The organism is Streptomyces sp. NPDC058741 (assembly GCF_042746715.1).
In the GTDB taxonomy this organism is placed as follows: Bacteria; Actinomycetota; Actinomycetes; order Streptomycetales; family Streptomycetaceae; genus Streptomyces.
In genome coordinates, this window is the sequence record NZ_JBHYQH010000034.1 from 30,607 (window position 1) to 50,025 (window position 19,419).

Annotated in this window: 22 protein-coding genes; 16 read left to right on the forward strand and 6 right to left on the reverse strand. The window is 71.0% G+C overall.

All coding sequences use genetic code 11. The features are described 5' to 3' along the window. Positions 1-116 precede the first annotated feature (116 nt). The 12 genes from mpaB (at position 117) to ACFW6P_RS23950 (ending at position 12,060) form a co-directional block, all read left to right on the forward strand. A complete protein-coding gene (gene mpaB, locus ACFW6P_RS23895) occupies positions 117-1,169 on the forward strand; it encodes a daptide biosynthesis RiPP recognition protein (protein WP_386354176.1) in 1,053 nt (350 codons plus the stop codon). 8 nt (positions 1,170-1,177) lie between these two features. Beyond that, the gene (gene mpaM, locus ACFW6P_RS23900; RefSeq protein WP_386424712.1) at positions 1,178-1,984 is read left to right on the forward strand and encodes a daptide-type RiPP biosynthesis methyltransferase; all 807 of its coding nucleotides are present in this window, start codon (positions 1,178-1,180) and stop codon (positions 1,982-1,984) included. Beyond that, on the forward strand, positions 1,981-3,270 hold the full coding sequence (mpaD, locus tag ACFW6P_RS23905; RefSeq protein WP_386354181.1) for a daptide-type RiPP biosynthesis aminotransferase: 1,290 nt from the start codon (positions 1,981-1,983) through the stop codon (positions 3,268-3,270). Before mpaM ends, mpaD begins: the two co-directional genes overlap by 4 nt. Continuing rightward, positions 3,267-4,484, forward strand: a complete 1,218-nt coding sequence (gene mpaC / locus ACFW6P_RS23910; RefSeq protein WP_386354184.1) for a daptide-type RiPP biosynthesis dehydogenase — start codon at positions 3,267-3,269, stop codon at positions 4,482-4,484. Before mpaD ends, mpaC begins: the two co-directional genes overlap by 4 nt. A 99-nt stretch (positions 4,485-4,583) precedes the next feature. Next, positions 4,584-4,751 (forward strand): daptide-type RiPP, encoded by a 168-nt coding sequence (locus tag ACFW6P_RS23915; protein ID WP_386354187.1) that lies wholly within the window; start codon positions 4,584-4,586, stop codon positions 4,749-4,751. 83 nt (positions 4,752-4,834) lie between these two features. Next, complete coding sequence (locus ACFW6P_RS23920; protein ID WP_386354190.1) at positions 4,835-4,999, forward strand: daptide-type RiPP; 165 nt, start codon at positions 4,835-4,837, stop codon at positions 4,997-4,999. Between the two features lie 109 nt (positions 5,000-5,108). Next, complete coding sequence (locus ACFW6P_RS23925) at positions 5,109-5,303, forward strand: hypothetical protein (RefSeq protein WP_386354193.1); 195 nt, start codon at positions 5,109-5,111, stop codon at positions 5,301-5,303. Further along, a complete protein-coding gene (locus ACFW6P_RS23930; protein ID WP_386354195.1) occupies positions 5,296-6,030 on the forward strand; it encodes an ABC transporter ATP-binding protein in 735 nt (244 codons plus the stop codon). The genes ACFW6P_RS23925 and ACFW6P_RS23930 overlap by 8 nt, the downstream gene beginning before the upstream one ends. Next, entirely contained in the window at positions 6,023-6,763 is a 741-nt protein-coding gene (locus ACFW6P_RS23935; protein WP_386354198.1) for an ABC transporter permease, read from the forward strand. The genes ACFW6P_RS23930 and ACFW6P_RS23935 overlap by 8 nt, the downstream gene beginning before the upstream one ends. Before the next feature lie 11 nt (positions 6,764-6,774). Continuing rightward, positions 6,775-8,415 (forward strand): daptide biosynthesis intramembrane metalloprotease, encoded by a 1,641-nt coding sequence (gene mpaP, locus ACFW6P_RS23940; RefSeq protein WP_386354201.1) that lies wholly within the window; start codon positions 6,775-6,777, stop codon positions 8,413-8,415. Between the two features lie 28 nt (positions 8,416-8,443). Continuing rightward, on the forward strand, positions 8,444-11,017 hold the full coding sequence (gene lanKC / locus ACFW6P_RS23945) for a class III lanthionine synthetase LanKC (RefSeq protein WP_386354204.1): 2,574 nt from the start codon (positions 8,444-8,446) through the stop codon (positions 11,015-11,017). After that, positions 11,014-12,060 carry a glycosyltransferase family 2 protein gene (locus tag ACFW6P_RS23950; protein ID WP_386424714.1) on the forward strand — a complete coding sequence of 349 codons (1,047 nt, stop codon included), beginning with the start codon at positions 11,014-11,016 and terminating at the stop codon, positions 12,058-12,060. The genes lanKC and ACFW6P_RS23950 overlap by 4 nt, the downstream gene beginning before the upstream one ends. Positions 12,061-12,176: 116 nt before the next feature. Here the strand turns inward: ACFW6P_RS23950 and ACFW6P_RS23955 are convergent, their stop codons facing one another. After that, on the reverse strand, positions 12,177-12,791 hold the full coding sequence (locus tag ACFW6P_RS23955; protein WP_386354210.1) for a GPP34 family phosphoprotein: 615 nt from the start codon (positions 12,789-12,791) through the stop codon (positions 12,177-12,179). Between the two features lie 93 nt (positions 12,792-12,884). Between ACFW6P_RS23955 and ACFW6P_RS23960 the strand changes: the two genes are divergently transcribed. Then, positions 12,885-13,778, forward strand: a complete 894-nt coding sequence (locus ACFW6P_RS23960; protein ID WP_386424716.1) for a glycosyltransferase family 2 protein — start codon at positions 12,885-12,887, stop codon at positions 13,776-13,778. Positions 13,779-14,025: 247 nt separating this feature from the next. Here ACFW6P_RS23960 and ACFW6P_RS23965 read toward each other — a convergent pair whose 3' ends face one another. Further along, positions 14,026-15,705 carry a bifunctional 3'-5' exonuclease/DNA polymerase gene (locus ACFW6P_RS23965; protein ID WP_386424718.1) on the reverse strand — a complete coding sequence of 560 codons (1,680 nt, stop codon included), beginning with the start codon at positions 15,703-15,705 and terminating at the stop codon, positions 14,026-14,028. A gap of 121 nt (positions 15,706-15,826) precedes the next feature. Here ACFW6P_RS23965 and ACFW6P_RS23970 point away from each other — a divergent pair, with 121 nt between their 5' ends. Continuing rightward, positions 15,827-16,936: a DUF2786 domain-containing protein gene (locus ACFW6P_RS23970; protein WP_386424720.1), complete on the forward strand. Its 1,110-nt coding sequence runs from the start codon at positions 15,827-15,829 to the stop codon at positions 16,934-16,936. A 7-nt stretch (positions 16,937-16,943) separates the two neighbouring features. Here the strand turns inward: ACFW6P_RS23970 and ACFW6P_RS23975 are convergent, their stop codons facing one another. From ACFW6P_RS23975 to rpmB, 4 genes are all read right to left on the reverse strand, one after another. After that, positions 16,944-17,477 carry a DUF4232 domain-containing protein gene (locus ACFW6P_RS23975; protein WP_386424722.1) on the reverse strand — a complete coding sequence of 178 codons (534 nt, stop codon included), beginning with the start codon at positions 17,475-17,477 and terminating at the stop codon, positions 16,944-16,946. 98 nt (positions 17,478-17,575) lie between these two features. Continuing rightward, a complete protein-coding gene (locus ACFW6P_RS23980) occupies positions 17,576-18,091 on the reverse strand; it encodes a hypothetical protein (protein WP_386354225.1) in 516 nt (171 codons plus the stop codon). 302 nt (positions 18,092-18,393) lie between these two features. Next, positions 18,394-18,699 (reverse strand): 30S ribosomal protein S14, encoded by a 306-nt coding sequence (gene rpsN, locus ACFW6P_RS23985; protein ID WP_386354228.1) that lies wholly within the window; start codon positions 18,697-18,699, stop codon positions 18,394-18,396. Continuing rightward, positions 18,699-18,935 carry a 50S ribosomal protein L28 gene (gene rpmB, locus ACFW6P_RS23990; protein ID WP_386354231.1) on the reverse strand — a complete coding sequence of 79 codons (237 nt, stop codon included), beginning with the start codon at positions 18,933-18,935 and terminating at the stop codon, positions 18,699-18,701. Before rpmB ends, rpsN begins: the two co-directional genes overlap by 1 nt. 66 nt (positions 18,936-19,001) lie before the next feature. Here rpmB and rpmG point away from each other — a divergent pair, with 66 nt between their 5' ends. Further along, positions 19,002-19,166: a 50S ribosomal protein L33 gene (gene rpmG, locus ACFW6P_RS23995; RefSeq protein ID WP_063482661.1), complete on the forward strand. Its 165-nt coding sequence runs from the start codon at positions 19,002-19,004 to the stop codon at positions 19,164-19,166. Between the two features lie 2 nt (positions 19,167-19,168). Next, positions 19,169-19,417, forward strand: coding sequence for a type B 50S ribosomal protein L31 (locus ACFW6P_RS24000; protein ID WP_386354234.1), 249 nt, complete (start codon positions 19,169-19,171; stop codon positions 19,415-19,417). The last annotated feature ends 2 nt before the right edge of the window (positions 19,418-19,419 follow it).

Genomic DNA, 19,419 nt, shown 5'->3' on the forward strand with positions numbered 1-19,419 from the left:
TGCCCTGGTCCAGGGCACGAGCCTGGCCAGATCAGCAACGGTTCAGCTTGTCTCCGAGCCTTTGGATCCTCAGATCAATTCGAGTCGTCAACTGAGTGTGCGAACAGGGGAAATGCATGTCTGCGGTGAAAGAGCACCTGATGAGCTGGGCAACCGGCCGCGCGGGGCGTTTCCCTCGTGGGCGGGAGTCCGCCCTGACGGTGGTTCTCGAGAACCCTGAGCATCTGTCGGCTCTGTTTGCCTCCGACGTGGTGGACGCCAGCACGATGGTCTTTGCGCCCGGTCATGCGGGCGGCACGGACGGTCCTGTGGTCGTCGGCTACGAAGGCTCACTCAGTGAACCGGGCGCGGAGTTCTCCCACGATCCCGGCTTCTACCTTCAGATCCAGGCATACGGCATCAGCGAGTACATGTCGGTGGTCGGCCCCACTCTGATCCGGGTGGCGGACGGTACGGACTTCGAGATCTATCTCCGTGATGCCGACCGCGCACGCCACGAGGGTGTGTTCGCCGAGTTCCTGACCAACCCGGTGATCCAGCTCGCGGATCTGCCCGCCCTGGGAGCGGGTCCGCAGGACGACGGCCCCGTGCTCCGGCTGCACGTGGGGCGGTCCGGGGAGTTGTCGACTTCCCCGGGTGGCAAGCGACTGGGCACCGTGGGTGACAGCTTGGACCAGGTCGCCGCCGAGTGGGCGCGCGTGAACTCCGAGAGCGCACAGCCCTGCGCGGTGTGCCTGGGCGGATCGCTGCCCGAGCCGACCCGGGCCTCCGCGCTGGCCGAACGGCCATGGCTCGGACGGTATCTCGCTGCCCTGCACGGCATTCGTGATCTCCGAGCGCGAGGTCTGAACATCACCGGGGTGTCCGGTTTCGGCCGTCGCCTCGTGGCCGCCCTCAGTGAGCTGCCCGATGCGGCGGACGCCGTCGATCCCGCATTGCCACTCCTCCTGTGGACAGACGACTCGGTGTACGCCCACAGCGCAGCCCACGGGCGGAGCTTTCAACTGGAGCACGTCACGGCCGAGGTGACGGAGGCTCTACTGGCGTGCGGTTCAGTGGAGGCCGCAGCTCGCTTCGCTGACCGGGAGAACCTCGAACAGGTGCGAGTGCTGTTCGACCGTGCGGGCATCGAGCTCGGCTCCCCCGTTCTCAGTGCTGCGGGGACGTGATGATGGACATGACACTGAACAGACCCCTGATCCCCGGCCGCGCCGGCGCGCTCCTGGCGGAGCTCGGCGACAGAGCGGTGTGCTGCGACCTCTACGACGAGGTCGGCGCGCCCGTCTACCACGACCTGGCGGGGCAGGACACACACGAGGTACGTGAACTACTCACACTGGTGCGGACCGTACCCGGGCCGGTGCTCGACCTGGCGGCCGGTTCCGGACGCCTGACCATGCCCTTGCTCGCGTCGGGGCGGGACGTCACCGCACTGGAGCTCTCCGGCAGCATGCTGAAGCTGCTGACCGCACGGCTTGCCGAGGCGCCCGAGGCCCTGCGGAACCGGTGTACACCGGTGCAGGCCGACATGAGCGACTTCGCTCTCGGGCGGGAGTTCGGTGTGATCGTCCTGGGCACGACGTCCGTGTCGCTCCTGGACGCCCCTGGCCGGAAGGGCCTGTACCACTCCGTACGCGCCCACCTCGCACCCGGTGGCCGCTTACTGCTGTCCACCGTGGACTTGACAGCTGGTGATCAGGCGCCGACCGAGACCGAAGTCGAGTTCACCGCCGACAGCGGCCGGAGTTACCGGATGTTCGAGTACTGGACGCCCGGAGCGGAAGCCCGCACCGTCACGGTGTTCCCGGCGGTGATCGGAGGGGAACAGGTCGACGTGTGCACCACCACCATCCGCGTCCTGTCGGCCGATCAGCTCGAAGAGGAACTGCGCCAGAGCGGGTTCGCCGTGTGCTCCCGGCGTCTGCTGCCCGACGTCGGCGCGCGCCACCACAGCGTGCTGATAGAGGCGGAGGTGACCGCGTGACCTCGCAGCGGAACGCACTGTGGCCCTCGCTGCTCACACCCGATCAGCATGGCCGGGACGACCTGTGCGCGGTGTCCGCGGAAGGCGTGCGCGTGAGGTTCGCCGACGGGCGGGAACTGCTCTGCGGCACCAGCGGCCTGTGGAACACCAACCTCGGATACGGCAATCAGGCCATCGCCGAGGCCGCTGCCGAAGCACTGCTCACGGCCTCGTACCTGAGCGTCTTCCGCTTCGAGAACGAGTACGCCCGACGTGCGGCGGATGCCCTGGTGGAGCTCGCGGGTGCCGGACACTACCGGCGGGTGCTGTTCTCCACCTCGGGCGGCGCGGCCAACGATCTCTCGATGAAGCTTGCCCGGCAGTACCAGGCCCTGCGCGGCAGGGGCGGGCGCAAGGTCGTGGTCGGCCTGCGCGGCAGCTACCACGGTCTGACCTTCGGCGGCTTCGCCCTGACCGGTGAGGACCTGGGGCAGCAGGTCTACGGGGTCGACCAGCGGCTGGTCCGGCACGTCACCCCGAACGAGCCCGGGGAACTGGCGACGCTCATGGCCCGCCAGGGTGCTCAGGTCGCGGCGGTGGTGGTCGAGCCGGTGCTGGGCTCGGGAGCCGTGCCGCTCAGTGAGGAGTACGTCGGCGAGCTGCTGCGGCTGCGTGAGGAGCACGGATTCCTGCTGGTGGCCGACGAGGTGGCCACCGGGTTCGGCCGCACCGGGGACTTCTTCGCCTCCCAGCGGTGGCCGGCCCAGCCCGACCTCCTCATCACCTCCAAGGGCCTGACCAACGGCACCAGCGCCGCCGCCGCGGTGCTGGCCGCACAGTCGGTGGCAGACGTCTTCGATGACACGGGCGTGGTCCTCAGCCACGGCGAGACGCAGGCCGGAACGCCGGTGACCTGCGCGACCATCCTGGCCACCATCTCCGAGATGCGCAGGCTCGACGCGGTCGCCCTGGGGCGGAGGCTGGCCGGCCGGCTGGACGAGGAACTGAGCACGCTTGTCGCCGAGCATCCCCTGGTGACCGGCACGACGGGCGTGGGCTGCTTCCGGTCGGTTCGGGTCACGGCGGCCGACGGGAGCGGAGTTCCGCTGCCGCAGTCCGAGGTCCCCTCGCTCGTCGCCGCGGTCCGGGAGGCGGGTGCCATCGTGCACCCCGGTCTGCACGGTATCCAGCTCTTCCCCGCACTGACCTACACCGACGCCGAACTGGACGAACTCCTCGCGTGTGTCCGGGCCGGTCTCGGCCTGTATGCCGACCGGGTCGCCGCGCGAGCGGAGGCCCGGGGATGACGACCATGGGCGACGACAAGCGGCAGCCGCTGAGGGGAACGGACGAACTGGCGCGGCTGCTGAGGAACGACGACGCCATCCGTGGCCGGAACGTCACGGTTCTCGTCGACGACGCGGTCCGTGACAGCGTGATCCACCGGCGGGTTGCGGGCGCCCTGGGCGGGGCCTGTGCCGAGACCCTCGTGTTCCACGGATCCGGCGATCTGCGCAGCGTGCTCGCTCTCGCGGAACGTCTGGCCGGTGCGGAACTGGTCGTCGGGCTGGGTGGTGGCTCCCTGCTCGATCAGGCCAAACTGGCCACGCTGGCGGTGGCCGGCCCCGAGGTGTGCGCCCGGCTGACGGTGCCCCAGCGCAGTGGCCTGATCGTGCTCGCTCCCAAGCCACTCCGGCCTGTGCCGCTGATCGCCCTACCCACCACCGTGGGCACGGGGTCGGAGTCCAGCGCTGTCGCATGCCTGACGTACCCGCAGGGAAAGCGGCTGGTCATGGGCAAGGCGCTGCGGCCCGAGATCGCCGTGATCGACCCTGAGGCCACAGTCACGCTGCCGCAGGAGCTGGTTGCCGAGGGTGTGCTGGAAGCGCTGTTCCGCTTGGCCAGCCCGTATGTCGGCGACCACGGCGACCTGCCGCCCCAGGACGCACGCGTAGAGGACGCCGCCAGGCGACTGGTGCGGCTCGGGTACGAGGTGCGAGACGCGGAACGGGCCGGACAGCGGTGCTCCGACGAGCTTCGGCTCGAGATCGCCGAGCTGAGCGGCAGCAGTCATGACGAGTGGTTCCACTCGGGCCGCGATCCGTACGCGGTCAAGGGCTGGCTTGTCGCCAACGAGCTTTCCTCGGCACTCGCCATCCGCAAGATGACAGCGGTGGCCGCCCTGTTGCCACCGTTGTGGCGGGCGATCGACTCTGGCGAGGGGCGGCTGGGCTCGGCCCGGCGGCTACGACGGCTGTGGTCCCTGCTCCGGTCGGAAGGACCGGGGCAACTTCCCGCAGACCCGGCCTACGGGGTGGCCGCACTCATCGACTCGTGGGGGATCGACCGGAGCGTCCTCCTGACGCCTGACCATGCCGGGGCCATTGCGCTGCGGATCGTACGGGCTTGGGGGGCAGGGCTGCCCATGCTCGGTGGTCTCGCCGCCGACGACCTGTTGAGCCTGCTGCGCGACGCCGCCGGAGGGGAACCTCCGCTCCAGGAGCTGCCCCCGGCAGCCTGAACAGCGCCACGTGCGCCCATTGAGGACTTCCGTTTCGGTCCGCAGTCCAGCGGCTCGAAGCGGGGGAAGTGAAGAACTTCGACAAGAGAAGGAGGGGAAATGCAGGAGATCGAGAAGATCCAGCCCGTGCTGGAGCTGGGTATGCAGGAGCTCGAGGCCATGGACGCGCCCGGTTGGTGGACCGCCGCCGGTGTCAGCGTCGGAATCATCGTCAGCGCCTCCGCTGCCTACGGCAGCGCCGCGCTCTCGGCCGCGGCGATCACCTGATCCCGTTGTCGTCAGGTCACCGGAGCAACCGGTGACGACACGATCGGGAAACGTTCGGACCTGAATGTGAGGGGGTGTCATCAATGCAGGAGATCGAGAAGATCCAGCCGATGCTGGAGCTGGGTATGCAGGAGCTGGAGGCCATGGAGGCCCCCGGTTTCTGGACCGGTTTCTCGTACGGCGTCGCCGTGAGCGGTGCAGCCGCCGCGAGCGCCGCTGTCAGCGTGGCCGTCAGCATCGCCACGTGATGAGCTACGGGAACTGAGCCGGGAGTCTGTGGTGGCGGGCATCATCCGCCACCACGGACTCCCGGCTGCCACACAGAAAGTAGCACCAAGCGGTGGATGAGGAGCAGGCATGAACACTAGGAGCCAGTTGGGCATCACCTCGGCGATGGCCGGCCTCTGTGCGCTGATCGCACTGGGAGTGGTGATGGCCACGATGAACCTGTCCGGAGGGGTACGTATCGGCGTCACCGCCGTACTCGTCCTCGCGCTGGCGGGCGCCATGGCCGTTGTCGGAGCCGCCTTGGCACGGAGCCGTCGTGAGTGAGGTTCCCGTCATCGAGTTCCGCGGCGTCAGCAAACGGTTCGGGCCGGTCTCGGCCGTGGAGGACCTCTCCTTCACCGTCCGGCCCGGACGGGTCGTGGGCCTGCTCGGCCGCAATGGCGCCGGCAAGACCACGTCGCTCCGGATGCTCCTCGGACTGGCCCGACCCACCGCGGGGAGTGCGACCGTACTCGGCCACGCCTACGGCGATCTGCCCCATGCCGCCCGAAGGGTCGGTGTCAGCATGGACGCGATCGGGCCCACCCCGGGCACCACAGGCCGGCGCGATCTCCTGGTCTGGGCCAGGACGCTGGGTCTGTCCAGGGCCCGGGTGGACGAAGTGCTCGACCTGGTCGGCCTCACCGACAGCGCCGATCGCAAGGTCAAGGGTTACTCGACCGGCATGAAACAGCGGCTGTCCCTGGCCACGGCACTGCTCGCCGACCCCGAGCTGCTGGTACTCGACGAGCCGGTCAACGGCCTGGACCCGGACGGCATTCGGTGGCTGCGCGGACTGCTGCGCTCCCTCGCCGCCGAGGGACGCACCGTTCTGCTCTCCAGCCATCTGCTCGCCGAGGTCGAGCAGACCGTGGACGACGTGGTGATCCTGCAGCGCACCCTGCGCTATGCGGGCGAGCTCAGCGCCCTGACCTCCAGCGGCACGGAGCGTCTGGAGGACCGATTCTTCGAGTTGGCGGGAGCGGGCGGCGGAGGGAGTACGCATGCGTGAGGCATTGTGGGGCGAGTGGACGAAGGCATGGACCGGCCGCGCCTGGGCCGTGCTGACCTCGATCGCCGTCTTCATGTCCCTCCTGACGAGCTTCGGCTACGCATCCGAGGGCGACAAGAAGATCGGCAGTGGCCAGACCGACATCGCGGCCATCACCGACGACGTGGTGCGTTCGTGGATGATGACCTTCCTGTTCGCCTCGCTGTTCGGCGCGCTTCTGGTGACCCGGGAGTACACCTCCGGCTCCGTCAGCCGCTCCGTGCTCTTGACCGGCAGAAGTCGCCTGTTCACCGCGAAGCTCTTGGTCGGCACGGCCGTGGGCGCTCTGTCCGGGCTGCTCGCCGTCCTGCTGGCGGCCGTATCGAGCTGGGTGACGCTCGCCGGGTACGACCGCAGTCCTGAGTGGACCTCGGAGACCTCGCTGATCGCCCTCGGTGTGTTCGCCTGCAATGTGCTGGCCGCCCCGTGGGGTGTCTTCATCGGCTGGATCATCCGGCACCAGATCGGCGCCGTTGGGGCACTGATGGCCTTGACCCTGCTCCTCGACCCCGCTCTGCAACGCCTGATACCCGATCTCGCGAAGTACCTGCTCACGATCGCCATGAGCTCGGTCTACCGCGATGTGCACACCGATCTGCTCTCCCCCGAGATCGCCCTCCTGGTCATAGCGGGCTGGCTGAGCGCGGCAGGGTTCGCGGCGCACAGGCTGTTCCGCTCCCGCGATATCACGTGAGGCGAACCATCATGTCCTCCAGGACCGCGCCGCCGGTCGAGATCGCTCCTGAGCTCCTGGCCCGGCCCAGGCTCGCTGCCGACGTGTCGGTGCACGAGCCTGCCGAGGAAGGAGCCCCCTGGGTCATCCAACGCGGCCAGCACAAGTACTTTCGTGTCCAGCCCGACCTGGCTCGACTGGCGCTCGCCGTCAACGGAACACGCGACCACGCCGGCCTGGCAGACATCCTGGGACCGCCGTGGACCGTGGAGGCGGTCGGCACTGCCGTCGACACACTCGCCGAGGGTCGGCTGCTCGACAACGGCGAGCGGGTCAGGCAGCACGGTCGGTGGGTCAAGTTCGTCCCGCCCCTGACCGTGCAGTTCACCGTGCTGAGACCCGAGCGCCTGCTGCGCCGGTTCTCGCCGCTCGTCAGGCTCCTGACGAGCCGAGCGGGGGGAGCTGCGGCCGTCGCGCTCGCGCTGTGCGGTCTGCTGGCGCTGGCCTCTCAGGCACCCCAGGTGAGGATGGCCTTGGGGCAACCGCTGCCGTTGTCCACGTACCTGGCCGTCGTCGGCGGAGTCCTCGCCACCACAGCGGTCCACGAGTTCGGTCACGGCGCCGTCCTCAGCCACCACGGCGGCCGCCCCGGGCGGATGGGCGTCATGCTATTCTACATGTCGCCCGCCTTCTTCTGCGACGTCTCCGACGGCTGGCGGCTCCCTCGTAGGCAGCAGCGTGTCGCGGTGGCCCTGGCCGGGATCGCCACACAGGTGGTCATCGCCGGCGCGGCAGCCATGGCCTCGCTGTTCGCCGAGGCGCATGTACGGGACGGCCTGATCGTCTTCGCCGTCGTCACCTACATCTCCGGGCTGCTCAACCTGACTCCGTTCGTCAAGCTGGACGGCTACATCGCGTTGATGAGCCATCTCGACATCCCGCACCTGCGGGACCGCGCCCTGGACGACGCACGGCGCTTCACAGCCCGGATCCTGTTCGGCGGACGCTACGAACGCCGACTTCCTCAGCGGTGGGCGATTCCCTTCGGCCTCGCCTGCATGGCCTTCCCCCTCTACATGGTCGCCACGGCCATGCGGCTGTGGGCGGACTCGCTGCAGCGCCTCGGGGCCTTCGGCGCGTCGTTGGTGCTGTGCGGCATCTGCTACCTCGTCTATCACCTGGTGCGCGGTCTGGTGCGCGTGGTCCGTGAGGCGAGGACCGGGGGAGCCCATGCCCTGCGGATCGGCGCCGTGGTGACGCTGGCCGTGGCCGTGGCCGGAGCAGCACTCACGTTCGTCAAGGTGCCGTACTCCGTCAGCGGCGGCTATCTCGTGCGAGACGGAGGGCAGGTCGAGCTCATCCTCGCCCCTTCGGCCGACCAATCGGTGATGCGCGAGAACACCACAGTGCGCCTGTACCGGGCGGGTGTGGCCGTCCGAACGGAAACCGGCCAGGCCGTCGTCGCCGGTGACGACGGCACGGACACGACCGCTCCCCTGTCGGTGTTCCTGCCTGTGCGCACTGACGCGCTGCCCGCGCCCGCTGTCAGTTATCCGCTGACGACGAGCAAGACCCCCGATGACCGGGTGGGTGTGGCCCAAGTGGACGCCGGGACCAGGTCAGTCGGGGCGTGGCTGTACGCCAGGTACGTCGCTCCGGCCTGGCGCTGGTAGACGAGCGAGAGAACGGCAAGGAAAACGCATGGACTTCCGGTACTTCACCTTCTGCCAGCCCGGCGGCTCCTTCTACGACGTGCCGGACACCTCTTCCTCGGAAGGGGACTTCGCCGCCGCGAGCGCCCCTCTCCCGGACGGCTGGCGCAGGAGCACCAACGACGACTGGGTGGTACTCACGCCCCCCGGCGTTCAACTCCCGTTCCAGGGCTGGAAGATCCATGTGTCCGCTACCCCCGGGAACGCCGAGAGGATCATCGAGGTGGTCAGCGCGTACTGCCTGCCACGCAAGGTGACCTTCAAGTTCCTCCGCGGAAGCGGCGTCCTGATGCGCCGCAACAGCAAGTACGGCGATCGCGGCAGCAGCGGCAAGTTCGTCACGGTATACCCGCTCGACGAGGCGCACCTGGCCGAGATCCTGACCGAGCTCGGCGAACTCCTCGACGGTGAGCCCGGCCCGTACATCCTCAGCGACCTGCGCTGGCGCTCCGGCCCGCTGTACGTGCGCTACGGCGGATTCGTGGCCCACCTCGTCCGCTCCGAGTCGGGTGAACTCGTGCACTGCATCCAGGACCCGGACGGCAAGTGGGTGCCGGATGTCCGCGGCCCCGGGTTCCGCCCTCCCTCGTGGGTGACCCTGCCCGCCTGCCTCGAGGAGTCGCTGGCGGCGCGCAACGCCGGAACTCTGGACGACTTCCCGTTCCGTCCCACGAAGGCCCTGCACTTCTCCAACGGCGGAGGGGTCTACGAGGCCACGGACATCAGGTCGGGCGACACCGTGCTGCTGAAGGAGGCTCGTCCGCTCGCCGGCCTGGATGCCGAGGGCGCTGACGCGCTGGAACGCCTGCGCCGGGAGCACTGGGCTCTTCAGCGTCTCGAACAGCTGGACTGCATGCCCGCGCTGGTGGACTTCCGCAAGGGGCGCGAGCACTACTTCCTGGCCCGCGAGTTCGTCGAGGGACAGCCCCTGGCGCGCGAGATGCAGCAGCGCAATCCCCTCCTCGTCCCACGCACGCCGACCGCCGACGACCTCGCCGACTACACGCAGTGGGCGCAGTCCGTACTCGACCAAGTCGAACGTGGCATCCAGGAACTGCACGAACGGCAAGTGGTCTTCGGCGACCTGCACCCGAACAACGTCCTCGTACGCCCCGACGGAACGGTCGCCTTCATCGACCTGGAGGCCAGCAGGGAGTCCGGCTCCGCCGCTCAGCAGGCCCTGGCGGCCCCCGGCTTCCAGGCCCCGGCGGGCTACAGCGGCCCGGACATCGACCGCTATGCCCTGGGCTGCCTGCGCCTGGGCGTCTTCCTTCCGCTGACGCAGGCGTTGCCCTGGAGCCCTGTCAAGGTCGATCAGTTCATCGAGCTGATCGCCGGAATCTTCCCGGTTCCCGCGGACTACGCCGAACAGGTCCGGCGTGACCTCGGCCCCGCCACCCCTCCCGACCGTAGCGAACCCGGCTTCGCGCCGCGGCCACTCTGGCCTGTGGCCGGCCCTGGGCGGGAGGACTGGCCCGCGCTGCGCTCGGGCATCGCTGAGGGCATCGTCGCCGCCGCGACTCCCGAGCGCGACGACCGGCTCTTTCCCGGAGACATCGAGCAGTTCCACGGCCAGGGAGGCGGGGCGAACTTCGCCTTCGGCGCGTCCGGTGTCCTCTGGGCACTGGCCGAGGTCGGCCTCGCCGTCTCCGACGATCACATCGACTGGCTCACAAACTCCACCAGTCGTGTGACAGAACCACGGCCGGGGTTCTACGACGGCCTCAGCGGTGTCGCCTACGCCCTCGACCGGCTCGGCCGCACCCAGGAGGCACGAGAACTCCTCGGCCGCGTCGCGGACCTGCCTGACGAGGATGTCGACCACAGCCTCTTCAGCGGCAGGGCCGGGATCGGGCTCACCCTCCTGCACTTCGCCCGCCGCTATGGCGAGAGCGCACTCCTGGAGCGCGCCGTTCGCCTCGCCGATCGCATCACCGGCCACGCAGAGCACGTCTCCGGGCCACGGCAGCGGCCGGGCCTGATGCACGGTGGCTCGGGCAGCGCGCTGTTCCTGCTGCGCCTGCACGAACAGACACAGGACCGAAAGCACCTGGACCAGGCCGTCGACGCGCTCAGGCACGACCTCGTCCACAGCGGCTGGGCGTCCGGGCAGTCCGCAGCGCAGGACGCTCCGTGGCGTACGCCCGTCCTGACCGCCGGTGCGGGGACAGCCCTGGTCCTTCACGAACTGCTCGCGCACGCTCCGGATCAGGAGCTGGGGAAGGCCTTCGATGACCTGCGGGAGACGATCGCCCCGCGTTTCTTCGCCCACGCGGGACTGTTCACCGGCCGCGCCGGTGCCGTACTTGCCCAACACCAGCTGCGCAGGTCCGCCGGGCCGGACGACACCCTGCGACAGCACCTGGCGGCCTTCGGCTGGCACGCCATCCCGCATGCCGACAACCTCGCGTTCCTCGGCGACCAGTGCCTGCGGTTGTCGACCGACCTCGCCACCGGCGCGGCGGGAGTGCTCTTCGCGGTCGACGCTGTCCTGGGCGGCAAGGACCTCGCACTGCCCTTCCTGACGCCCCGGCCGGGTGGCCGGCCGAGGGCCGAGCAGTGACGAAGACCCCATCGGCCCCCCGCATCTCGGTGGTATGCCCCACCTACAACCGCTCCCGGGCGATCACCAGCACGCTCGACTCGGTACGGGCTCAGGCCGTCACCGACTGGGAGCTGCTCGTCGTCTCGGACGGCAGCACCGACGACACGGACGACTGGGTACGCCGGGCCGCCGACGAAGACGCGCGCATCCGGTTGATACGCGCCGAGCGGCACGGCCATCCCAGTGGCCCCCGCAACATCGGGCTGGCCGAAGCACGCAGCGAGTTCGTCGCCTATCTGGACCACGACGACCGCTGGCGCGAGGAGCACCTTCAGCTCCTGCTGTCCGTCCTCGGCACCGGGGCCGATCTGGTGGCGACCGGCTTCGAATGCAGGGACATGTCCGAGGGCGTCACTTCCCGCTCCGATGTCCTCGACCTCTGCTGGCATCCGGAGATCCAGTTGCTCGGCCCGATGTTTGAGCCCTCAAGGGTGGCGCACCGCCGCCGGCTCGCCGACCGGGTCGGCGGTTGGCGTCCGGGAGACGGCCTGGAGGACTGGGACCTGTGGCTGCGCATGGCGGACGACAGCGTGCGCTTCAGCACCGTGCGTGATCGCAGCGCGCTCCTCCTCGACGACAGAGGCACCCGCCGGCACCGCACGGTGCGCAGGCACCGCCTGCAACTCGCTGTGTTCGACGACCCGCGCCACGCGCGCGCGGCGCTGGGAGAGCTTCGACACGAACGCCACGAAGCCGCGTTCCGCGAAGCCTACGCCGCCGACACCATCGCCTGGTACGAACGGATGCAGGCCACGGCGCAGTTCACTGCACCGCTCGGTTGGCAGGGAGACCTGAGCGCAGAGATCGCCCGAGCGGCCGAGAAACCCGGCCCGCTCTGGCCCGATCTCGTCGTCGTACCCGGACAAGGGCGCTACGTACTGGCTCAGCCCTTGTGGTGCCCTACCGCCGAACACGCCCGCCGCATCGAGGAACTCGTGCGGCGCGTCCAGCGCAGGCAGCTGGACCTGATCGCCGAGATCGCCGCGGAGTGCACCCCGTGAAGGCTCTCGTCCTGGCAGGCGGAACCGGAAGCAGGTCGCGGCCGATCACGCACACCGTGGCCGCGTAGCCCGTACCGGTGGCCGACAAGCCCGTTCTCTTCCACTGCATCGAAGCGTCATGAGTGAATCCGGGCGAGATCACGCTCCGGAAAGCGAGAAGGACGCTTCCGAATCACGTCGCGGCATCCTGGGTGAACTCCTCGGCCCGACTCCGGCACCGGCCCCCGACTGGTGGACGCGGAACTCCTCGCGGAGATGCGCGCAGCCGCCGGCGGCACGGCACCGGAAGGCTTCGAGTGACGGTGCCGCCGTAGGGGAGGCGGGCGGGTTCGAGTACAACGACGGCCCGTACTGGAACTGGGCCAGGGTTCCGTGACCTTGGGCGGCCTGCTCTTCCCCGCCGCCCAGGCGGCGATCGTCTGGAGCCGGTCGTCGAGCAGCCGGATTCCCGTCGGTGTCGTGTCGCCGACCGTGATCCGCCCGTCGTCCGCGGACAGACGGCCGGACATGACCAGTTCGAGGACGATCCCGCCCGCCACGGCCCACTGGCAGGCCTGCCGCTCGCGCACCGCCCCGGACTCGTCGTCCGGTGACAGCAGCATGATCTCCTCCGCCAGGGTCACCGTCATGCCGACTCCCCTCGCCCGGACTCCGTGTACAAGACGCGTCGAACGCCGGGACAGTTCCGGTCCGAGGGGGTGAGGGCGGCCGGCTGGACGGCGACGCCGCATCGCCGTCCGGCAGGCAGGAACGAGGGGTCCTCAACGTGAACGGATAGCATCGCCCGTCGATCCGTCAGCCGCCGACCGGGACGAGGTGAGGACATGGGGGCGCCCAGGATCGCCGTCGCCGTGGTGACCATGGGGAATCGGCCCGAGGAGGTCGACGCCCTGCTGCGTTCCGTGGCCAAGCAGGACCTGCCGCCGGAGCGGATCGTCGTCGTCGGCAACGGCTGCCCGCTGCCCGAGTTCGCCGAGCGGCTGGGGCTGCCCGGCGAGGTCACCCCCGTCGAACTCGACGAGAACCTGGGGTGTCCCGGCGGGCGCAACGCGGCCCTCGCCCAGCTCCGGGAGTTCGGCGACGTCGACGTCGTGGTCGACCTGGACGACGACGGGCTGCTCGTCGACCCCGATGTGCTGCGCCGGGTGCGGGACCTGTACGCCGCCGACCACCGGCTCGGCATCGTCGGCTTCCGCATCGCCGACGAACTGGGGGAGACGCAGCAGCGGCACGTGCCCCGGGTCGGCAACTCCGACCCCCTGCGGGGCGGTTACGTCACCGGGTTCCTCGGCGGCGGGCACGCGCTGCGGATGGCGATGCTCGACGAGATCGGCGACTGGCCCGCGGAGTTCTTCTTCGCGCACGAGGAGACCGACCTCGCCTGGCGCGCCGCCGAAGCCGGCTGGCGGATCCTCTACGCGCCCGAGCTGCTGCTCCGGCATCCGAAGACCTCGCCCGCCCGGCACGCCATCTACTACCGCGTCAACGCCCGCAACCGGGTCTGGCTCGCCCGCCGCAGGCTTCCCCTCGCGCTCGTCCCGGTCCACCTGGGCGTCTGGGTGCTGCTCACGCTGGCCCGCAACCGGTCGGGTGCCGGGCTGCGGGCGTGGTTCGGCGGATTCCTGGAGGGCGTACGGGAGCCGGCGGGGGAGCGGCGGCCCATGCGCTGGCGCACGGTGTGGCGGCTGACCCGCCTGGGCCGGCCGCCGGTCCTCTGACCGGGTCCCGGCCCGCCCCGGTCGTCCGGCCGGCCACTCGGCCCGCCCCGGTCGTCTGGCCGGGCGCCCGGGTCGCCCCGGTTGCCCGGCCGGGCGTCTGCGGGCTACTCGGCTTCAACACCCATGTGGATCTGGCCGGTTACCTGGCTTCGCTGGCCGGTTACTTGGCTTCGGCGCCCGCCTGCGCCCGTGTCGCTCCCGGCTACCCCCGACTACCGCACACCCCCCAACTACTGCGCCACGCCGGCTACTTGGCGTCCGCATAGCACTCCACCACGGCCGTCGTGAACGGGAACCGCACCGGTGTCTCGCCGAACGTCAGCCGGCCGGCGAGGGCCGCCGCCTCCCGGATCGCCGCGACCACCGTCTCGGCCTCCTCCCGCGGGCAGTGCACGATCACCTCGTCGTGCTGGAAGAAGACCAGCTCGGCCGCCAGGTCCGCGCAGGTCCTGCGCAGCGCGGCGAGCAGCAGCAGGGCCCAGTCGGCGGCGCTGCCCTGGACGACGAAGTTGCGGGCGAAGCGGCCGCGGGCACGGGCGTTGGTGGAGGCGTAGCCGGGGACCCACTGCCTGGTGTCCTCCTCGGCGTATGGAATGCCCGCTTCCGGCCTGGCGTCGTCGGGTGCCCGGGCCGCCGGGGGGCACGTCCGTCCCAGCCACGTCCGTACGAGCCGCCCCTCCTCACCGGCCCGGGCCGCCTCGTCGACGTACGCCACCGCCGTCGGGAAACGGCGTCGGAGCGCGGCGAGGTTCTTCAGGCCGTCGCCCGAGGTCTGGCCGTAGACGGCGCCGAGCACGGCGAGTTTGGCCTGGGCGCGGTCGCCGGAGAAGGCGCGGTCGGAGACGGACTGGTACAGGTCGGTCTCCCGGCCCGCCACCTCCATCAGCCCCGGGTCGCGGGAGATCGCGGCGAGGACGCGCGGCTCCATCTGGTCGGCGTCGGCGACGACGAGCCGCCAGCCGGGGTCGGCGACCACGGCCCGCCGGATCACCTTGGGGATCTGCAGCCCGCCCCCGCCCTTGGTCACCCACCGCCCGGTCACCGTGCCGCCCGCGAGGAACTCGGGCCGGAACCGGCCCCCGCGCACCCAGTCCTGGAGCCAGGACCAGCCGTGGGCGACCCGGATGCGGTACAGCTTCTTGTACTCGATCAGGGGCTTCACGGCCGGGTGGTCGACGGATTCCAGCTCCCAGCGGCGGGTCGAGGAGAGCTTGATGCCGGCCCGGGCGAAGGCCTTGACCACGTCGGCCGGCAGGTCGGGACGGACGCGGTGGCCGAACGCGGCGGAGACCTCGTCGGCCAGCTCGGCCAGGCGGCGTGGCTCGCCACCGCCCGCGTACCGCTCGCCGAGCAGGTCGTGCAGCAGCGCGCGGTGCACGTCCACGCGCCAGGGCAGCCCTGCGCGGTTCATCTCCGCGGCCACCAGCGTCCCCGCCGACTCGGCCGCCGTGAGGAGCCGCATGCGGTCGGGGTGCTCGGCCCGCTCGTGCCGTGTCAGCTGCTCGGCGTGGACCGCGAGGAGGTCCGGCAGGGGCAGTGGGACGCCCTGGGGTTCGAACAGCGAGGACTGCGAGCCCGGTTCGGCGGACCGCGGCGGCGGATCGGGCGGGACGGGGCCGCCGCGCAGCCGGGCCAGGGCGGCCCCGGCCGAGCGGGGTTCCCCGTACCGCCCCTCGTGGCCGAGCAGGAGCGTCTCGGCGGCCTCGACGTCGTAGCACCGGTCGACTCGCACCCCCGCGGCGAGCAGACGTGGGTAGACCTCGGCGGTGGACCGCCACACCCACCGCGTGACAGCGGGACGGCTCCGTACGGCCTCGGCGGGATCCGCCTCCCGCAGCACCGGTCCGGCGGGCAGGCCGTCCGGACCGAGGGGGGCGACGTCGACGCCACCGTCCTCGGCCGGAGCGAGCGCCCACCGGTCGGCCATGCCGCGAGTCTGCCAGGGCGGTCTGTTGCGCCCCGATGCGCGTCACCCGGTAGTTGACAGTGGGAGGGTCGTTCTCCGGGCCGGAACCCGGCCCGGCGGTGCCGCGTGACACCATCGCCCCGTGAGTACGTCCACCACCGTCGACCGCGCGTTCGAGATCGCCCTCTACGAGACCGGCGAGGCCGCCCTGGACAGCGGCGCGTCCCTGCTCGCCTCCGATCCGGCGGCGGACGGGGAACTCGGTCGGCGCGGCCAGGAGTTCGTGGCGGCGCTCTGGCGGCGGGGCTGGCAGCCGGCCGACGTCGTGCGGATCGTCCGGCGGGAGCTGGACGACGTCCACGTGCTCCTGGTGGCCGCCCTGATACGCGCGCAGGTGCCCGCCGACCGGGCCCGGGGCCGCCGCTGGAACGCGCAACTGGCGGAGCTGCCCGCCGGCGCCCCGCCCCGCGCGGACCGTTTCTCGCACGCCACCGCCGTGCTGGAGCTGTACCGCCTGCTGCTGCGCCTGCCCTCCCTGGAAGCGCTGGACGAGCTCGCGGAGGCACCCGGGGAGGCGCGGCCCGAGTCGCGCATGCTCACCCGTATCCGTGCCCTGCTCGCCAAGGCGGAGGCCACCGGGTTCCCGGAGGAGGCCGAGGCGCTCACCGCCAAGGCACAGGAGCTGATGGCCCGGCACAGCGTCGACGAGGCCCTGCTCGCGGCCCGGGCACCGTCGCCCGAGACGCCCGGCGCCTGCCGGATCGGTGTCGAGCCGCCGTACGAGCAGGCCAAGGCGGTGCTGCTGGACGCCGTCGCCACGGCCAACCACTGCCGGGCGGTGTGGAACGAAACCCTGGGCTTCTCGACCGTCGTCGGCTTCGAGACCGACCTGGAGGTGGTCGAACTCCTCCACACCTCGCTGCTGGTGCAGGCCACGACCGCGATGACGAAGGCGGAGGCCGCCCAGCGCGCCGGGGGCCGCAAGCGCACCAGGACGTTCCGCCAGTCCTTCCTCGCGGCCTACGCCCACCGCATCGGCACCCGTCTGGCGGCCGCCGCCGAGACCCAGGTGACGGAGGACCTGCTTCCCGTCCTCGCCTCCCGGGACGTCGCCGTCACCGGACGGCTGGACCGCCTGTTCCCCGAGACGACCACGACCCGGCTGCGCGGCGTGCGCGACGCGGCCGGCTGGACGGAGGGCGAGCGGGCGGCGGACCGGGCCCGGGTCCGTCACCGGCCGCCGCTGCGCTGACCCGGCGTCAGCCGGCCGAGGACTCGAAGCCGCTCACCGAGGCGTCCAGCCCGCCCTCGCCCTTGTAGGCCACCTCGCCGTAGGACCAGGTCAGTTCGTGTGCCGCGGCGGTGGCGCCGGGCAGGGTGAAGGACGCCTTCCGCACGGCGAGGCTCCGCTCGGAACCCGCCTCGCCCCGGACGTAGGTGACCGTGAAGGACGTGGTGGCGTCCTTCACGAGCGTCAGCGGCTGCGCGCCGGCCGCCTCTTCCGTGGGCACGGGCGTCGTCCCGTCGTCGGCGAGCAGGTCGACCGCGGGGAAGCCCTTCAGGGTGCACCGGGCACCGCGGTTGGTGAGGGTGACGGTGACGTTGCCGGTGTCCCCGGCCGCCGGGGCGGCACCGGCCCCCACCTCCACGCCCAGGTCGTCGAGCGCACAGGCCGACGTGCTGGGCCGGTCCGCGTTCTCGACGTCGTCACCGGCCTTCTCCGAGGTGCTGCAGGCGGTCAGCAGGAGAGTGGTGGCGAGGGCGGTGGCCAAGGGGAGGGGGAAGGTGCGCACGGGGTCCTCCGGGCGTGGTCGGCGTGAGCGGCGTCTGGCTCCTGGATCATCACGCACGCGCGCGCCGCAGGGGCACGCGCCCCCTCCGAGTCGGATCCCTACGGTGCTCCGAGGCTCGCCGTCGGCAGGCCGGTCGGCAGCTTGCCGCCCTCCGCCTTGGTGTACGTCTCCTCGCCGAGGCCGCCCTGCCAGGTGACCTTCAGACTGCTCCCGTCCACGGAGTCGACCCTGCCGGTGGCCCGCTTCTCGGAACCGTCCGCGCACTTCAGGCGGATCATCCGGCTGCCGGACGCCTCGCCGGCGGTGCCGCTGCACACGCTGCCACCGGTGGCGAACAGCGCGGCCTGCCTGCCGGTGACCACCAGGGCGACGGCCTTACCGTCGGTGGTCGCGAGCCAGCTGCCCTCCAGTTCACCGGAGGCGGATCCGCCGGAGCCCTCGCCGGAACCGTCGCCGCCCGTTCCGGCGGACGCCGAGGCGGACGGCGACGGGCTCGACGCGGAGTCGTCCCCCGGGTCGCCGTCGCCGCTGCACGCGGCCAGCGCGAGCGCGCCCACCAGCCCGGCGGCCGCCGCCGCGACGCGCACGGCGCCGGTGCGACGCCAGAAGGTCACCGAAGTCACTGCAAGCCCCCAACCTTCAGCCGACCCACCCTGGCCGGCACGATCGCAGCAAGCTATCAGGGCCGGTCGAGCCGCCCCAGAGCCACTCAGGACGGAACGACCCGCGGTCCCGCACGGAGGCGGGACGCACGGCCTCCCCTCGGAGGAGTGCGCGGGCTAGCGCCACCGCGAAGCGGCGCCTTCGGCCGGCTCCGCATGGTCGCGGGGTGCCCTGCCCCTCGGCCGACCGCCCGACCACAGCCGCCCACATCGCCGGCGCCGGGCGCCCCACCCCCGTGTCAACCGTCAAGCCCTTACCAGGACCCCTTCCGCACCCCCGGCAGATACCCCGCGTGCGCCTGCCCCCGCAGGTTCACCCGTGACAGCCCGAACGCCCGGAAGTACCCGCGCGGCCGGCCGTCCACCTGGTCCCGGTTGCGGACGCGCGTCGCGCTCGCGTCGCGCGGCTGCCTGCGCAACTCCCCCTGGGCGGACAGCCGTTCGGCGTCCGTGGACGAGGGACGGCGGATGATCTCCTTCAGCTCGGCCCGCCGGGCGGCGTACCGCGCGACGATCTCCTGCCGCTTGTCGTTCTTCGCGATCTTGCTCTTCTTCGCCATCAGACCTTCCCTCCCCGGGCCCGGATCCGGGCGACGGCCGCCTCGACCCCGATCGTGTCGACGGTCTTGATCCCCCTGGCGCTCAGCCGGAGGCGGACGTACCGGCCCTCGCTCGGCAGCCAGTAGCGCTTGGACTGGATGTTGGGGTCGAACCGGCGTGACGTGCGCCGGTGGGAGTGCGAGATGCGGTTGCCGAAGCCGGGCTGTGCGCCGGTCAGCATGCAGTGCGCGGACATGGGTGGTGACGTACCTCTCTGCGATCAGGTGATGTAAATGGAATTCATTTTCAGTAGCATAGCGGCATGGCACGCAACGAACTCCGGCCGGTCATCAGACTCCGGTCCACCGCCGGGACCGGCTTCACCTACGTGACCCGCAAGAACCGCCGCAACGACCCGGACCGACTGACCCTGCGCAAGTACGACCCGGTCGCCGGCCGCCACGTCGACTTCCGAGAGGAGCGCTGACCATGCGCGAGGGAATCCACCCGGACTACGGCCCGGTCGTCTTCCGCGACCGCGCCGCGGACTACGCCTTCCTCACCCGCTCGACCATGACGAGCGACAAGACGATCGAGTGGGAGGACGGCAACACGTACCCGGTCGTGGACGTCGAGATCTCCGACGTCAGCCACCCCTTCTACACGGGCACCGCCCGCGTCCTGGACACCGCCGGCCGCGTGGAGCGCTTCGAGCGCCGGTACGGAAGGAAGGGCTGAGT